The sequence below is a fragment of the Streptomyces chiangmaiensis genome (genome assembly GCF_036281785.1).
Classification (GTDB): domain Bacteria; phylum Actinomycetota; class Actinomycetes; order Streptomycetales; family Streptomycetaceae; genus Streptomyces; species Streptomyces chiangmaiensis.
In genome coordinates, this window is record NZ_JAYWVC010000414.1 from 1 (window position 1) to 3,604 (window position 3,604).

4 protein-coding genes are annotated in these 3,604 nt (G+C 67.8%); 2 read left to right on the forward strand and 2 right to left on the reverse strand.

What is annotated here, in order from left to right; all coding sequences use genetic code 11:
- Positions 1 to 330 (reverse strand): FAD-dependent oxidoreductase (locus VXC91_RS43485; protein ID WP_329512874.1); only part of this gene is annotated, 330 nt, incomplete at its 3' end.
- A 1,391-nt stretch (positions 331 to 1,721) separates the two neighbouring features.
- Between VXC91_RS43485 and VXC91_RS43495 the strand changes: the two genes are divergently transcribed.
- Entirely contained in the window at positions 1,722 to 1,961 is a 240-nt protein-coding gene (locus VXC91_RS43495; RefSeq protein ID WP_329512875.1) for a hypothetical protein, read from the forward strand.
- Complete coding sequence (locus tag VXC91_RS43500) at positions 1,951 to 2,151, forward strand: hypothetical protein (RefSeq protein ID WP_329512876.1); 201 nt, start codon at positions 1,951 to 1,953, stop codon at positions 2,149 to 2,151. Before VXC91_RS43495 ends, VXC91_RS43500 begins: the two co-directional genes overlap by 11 nt.
- Before the next feature lie 525 nt (positions 2,152 to 2,676).
- Here VXC91_RS43500 and VXC91_RS43505 read toward each other — a convergent pair.
- The gene (locus VXC91_RS43505; RefSeq protein WP_329512877.1) at positions 2,677 to 3,273 is read right to left on the reverse strand and encodes a YceI family protein; all 597 of its coding nucleotides are present in this window, start codon (positions 3,271 to 3,273) and stop codon (positions 2,677 to 2,679) included.
- Between the last annotated feature and the right edge of the window lie 331 nt (positions 3,274 to 3,604).

Below are 3,604 nucleotides of genomic sequence, written 5' to 3' on the forward strand. Positions count from 1 at the left end.
GATGTTCCGTGCCTTGACCAGGCCTGTCAGCCCCTTGCACAGGCTGTCGACCGTCTCGTCCTTGTAGCGCTGCACCGCGGGCATGTCGATGCTCTCAAACGTGGCCATCACGCCGAAGAGCTGTGCGCCGCGGGCTTTGTCGGCGACCTCGGCAGCATGCAGCAGGGCCTTGGCAGGGATGCATCCGTTGTGCAGACAGGTGCCGCCCAGCTTGTGTCTCTCGATCATCGCGGTGCGCAGGCCCAACTGCGCACCCCGCAGAGCAGCCGCGTATCCACCGCTGCCGCCCCCCAGGACAACGAGGTCGAAATCTTCGGCAACGTCGGTCATGTTGTTCCTCCTGGTCGTTGTGTTGTTTCTTGGGCAGCGGGTCGCAGCCGTCCGTCGCAGGCCGCTTGGGCGAAGCGGACGAGCCGCTGCTGCATGTCCGGATACGGCGTCACTGCTGGCGGGGTAAAGCCGTCACGGATGCCGACGGCGGCACCATAGGGCAGAGAGTCCGTGCTCACCCGCCCGACTCCTAGCTCGCCGAGTTCGCCGGCCTTCCGTGCCGCCGGGGATGAACCCGCACGAGCCTGCCTCCGTCCTGTCCGTCCTGTGGCATTGGGGACGCAGTCGCGCCCGCGGTTCCAAGTAAGACCTACTGGCGTCCACTCCGCGTCTACTCCCTGTCGTGGTCCCCGAGATGCTCCCGCACCCGAAAGGGTCGGGATGCGACAGCGGGCAGCAAACCCGGTGGGGCGCCGCCACAGGGACGTGTGCGCCACATAAATGCCGAGGACGCACTCGCCGTGCGTCCTTCAGGTACTCAGGCGTACCGGAAGCCGCGCGCGGAAAGGCCCGCGCCGACGAGCTGGCGCGACGGAGGAGGTTCGTGGGCGTGCCGATCGCGCGGACCGCGCCTGCCCCGGCCTGAGAACGTGAACGTCTGTGCCGCAGGGAGCACGCACCGGGCGAGGCCGACCCCCTCGTTCCCCCACGACATGCATGGAGCAGCTATGCCCCTCCACGATGCAGCGGCCTACAGCCATCTGTCCGCCCCAGACCCCGTCCTCGCGTAGCTGATCGAGTGGGATCAGCGGACCTCAGCGGCGTGGCAGGGAAGCCCACGTTCTTCGTCAGCGGACTCCGGCACCGCGGCGACTATGACATCGCCAGCCTGTCCGTCGCCGTGCGCGACGCCTGTGAGCGCCCCCTGACAGGCGGTCGCTATGCAGGGCGTCGACACGAGGTAGACAGCCCGTCCACACGGCGGTGGTTGGCTGTACGCGCGGCTGCGACGAGCGTCGCTGCCCCGCTGTGCCATGGTCCGCCTCCCCGGTACAGCGAGGCGTAAGAACCACCGCCGACCAGCGGGAGGCATCTTCGGCGACTCGCCCTGAAGGCATTGCCGCCATCGCCCCGGCCCCCTCCCTCCGCCCCGGGGGAGGGGGCTGGACCCGACCCCAAATTGGGCTTGAGGTCAGACACGTGGATCCGGCTCGAAGCCAGCCCACAAACGAGGCCCCCACCCTGCTTGTTGGCCCAGCCCAGCTCCCTCGGAGTACGCCCCGCCCGCCGGCAGGGCAGGCGGCTTTCGGCGACGGCATCACGCATCTTTGGGTGTGCCGTCACCATCGTGTACTCCCCTGCACCGCGAGGACCTGGCAGGAAATGGCCGCGACTTCAGGCGCTACTTCTACGGGGCGCTTGGCGCGGGGCCTGTCGCAGACCAAGTACTCGTGCTCTCCAGCGGCGGCTACACCGACGTGTCGCACGGCGGGCGTACCAAACTCACCAGGGTGGACAGCGCCAGGTTGGCCGGCATCCTGGCCGACGGCGGCCTTCGGGGCTTCGGCCAGCTGCGCGGCTACGGCTTTGCCACGTGGTGTGCAAGGGAGGCGGTCCCCTGCGGCGGTGACACGGTGATGCCATACATGTTCGGTGTGGCCGTCGACGTCTCAGGGGTGTGTGAGCCCTGACGACTACGTCTATATGGACGGCGCCGACGGCATCGTGATCCCTTCAGCGAGCCTGCTGCGGGTCTTCGCCATCGCCGAGGACCCCTCGGCCGAGGAGGCCGCAGCTGCCGGAGACATCAGGACTGGCAGCGCGCGGTCGGACGATCAGGGCGACTGCAGGGTCCGCGTCGTGGGCCGGACATGCCGCTGAGCCAGGCAGGTGCGACATAGGCGGGGGCCTGAATGGCCGGCGAGGCGTGACACGGCTATCAGTCGAGTATCCGCCTGTCTCTAGGCTGCGAGTCGAGGACGACGGCGTTCGTTAAGCCCGCTGCCTGTCACCCGATCCCGAGTGCACACCGGTGTGTCCCAACGGCGTGTCCGCCGAGCACCCGGTATTCACCGATATCGACCCCGGTCATCTCCCGCCTTTGCGTCTCTCCGGACGCCAGGCTTGCGCCTCAGGCGTACGAGGGGAGCGCTGCCCCCGGGTCCCGTCGCCCACGCGAGAAGCGATCGACTCTTCCGAACGGACAGCTGCAGACTCGGCTTCCCGATCCCGTTGTTTGGCCCGGCTCCGCGCGGCGGGACTCCAAGCACGGTGTTCCGTGACCCTCGTGCCGCTGCTACCGCAGGATCTCACGGCCGAAGCAGCCCCGCGGGGATACGCTGCCGTCGCTTCGCCCTCGGAATCCGGTGAACTGCGCTGCGCACGCTGCATCCAGGCCACGTCGTGTCAGGGCCACCATCTGATGGGAACCCGCTTGACCGCGGACACCTCGAAGAGGAGCTCGACTTCGTCACCCATGAACCACTCGCCCGCGTCCATCACCGGGCCCCATAGGGAACCCCACTCCGAACGCTTCAGCACGGAGCGCCCTACAAACCCTACGCGCTCGCCGCCCTGCGGGCTCAATGCGCTGCCACGGTATTCGCCATCGACGACGAGAGGCCTCGTCATGCCTTTGACCCACAGGCTTCCCGCGAGACGGCAGAGGTTTGTACCCAGGGCCTCGGCCGAGGAGGACCAGAACGACATGATCGGGTACTGCTCGGCGGCGAGGAGAGCGGCGCTGCGCATGTGTGCGTCCCTGTCCTTCCAGCCGGTGTCAATGCTCGACGATGTCACGTACACCGCGAGCGTTGTCCTTTCGGGCCGCTCGCTGTCGAGGAAGAGCGTGCCCGCGAACTGTCGGAACGCTGCGCGAGTGCTGGTGGCCGTTCGGTTTCGGGCACTGAAACTGACATTGCTGTTGGCCGGGTCGATAAAGTAGGTCGCGGCGTCAGCTGGGAGTGACGGGTCAAGCAACTGGCCGCCGTGTCCGCTAGTCATACCGACCTCCATCCGCCTTGCCCCCGGGGGGCTCGTTTGTGGTTAGCGGCGCGATGCTCCTTAGCCTTACCAGCAGGTCTGGGAGGATTGCTACGCCGACGGGCCCCGGGGCGGGCAGTGCGCACGACCGAATAGCATCAGGCCCGCGGGGCGTCCGTGAGCACGGCAGTGCCTGCGCCGGGATATCCAGTTCTGCCACCGCCTCCGGCTCGTCGCTTCACCCCCCTGGTACTGCGGCCTGGGCTCGGGCGGTGTGGACGCCTAGCTTCGAGGACGGTGCCTCGGTAGTTGTGCCGCCCCTCCTCGCTGAGCCTGTTGTCGACCTCGCCTT

What these genes read in the sequence shown, in the direction of transcription:
- VXC91_RS43505 (WP_329512877.1), bottom strand. Translation starts at nt 3,273, where the DNA reads ATGACTAGCGGACACGGCGGCCAGTTGCTTGACCCGTCACTCCCAGCT.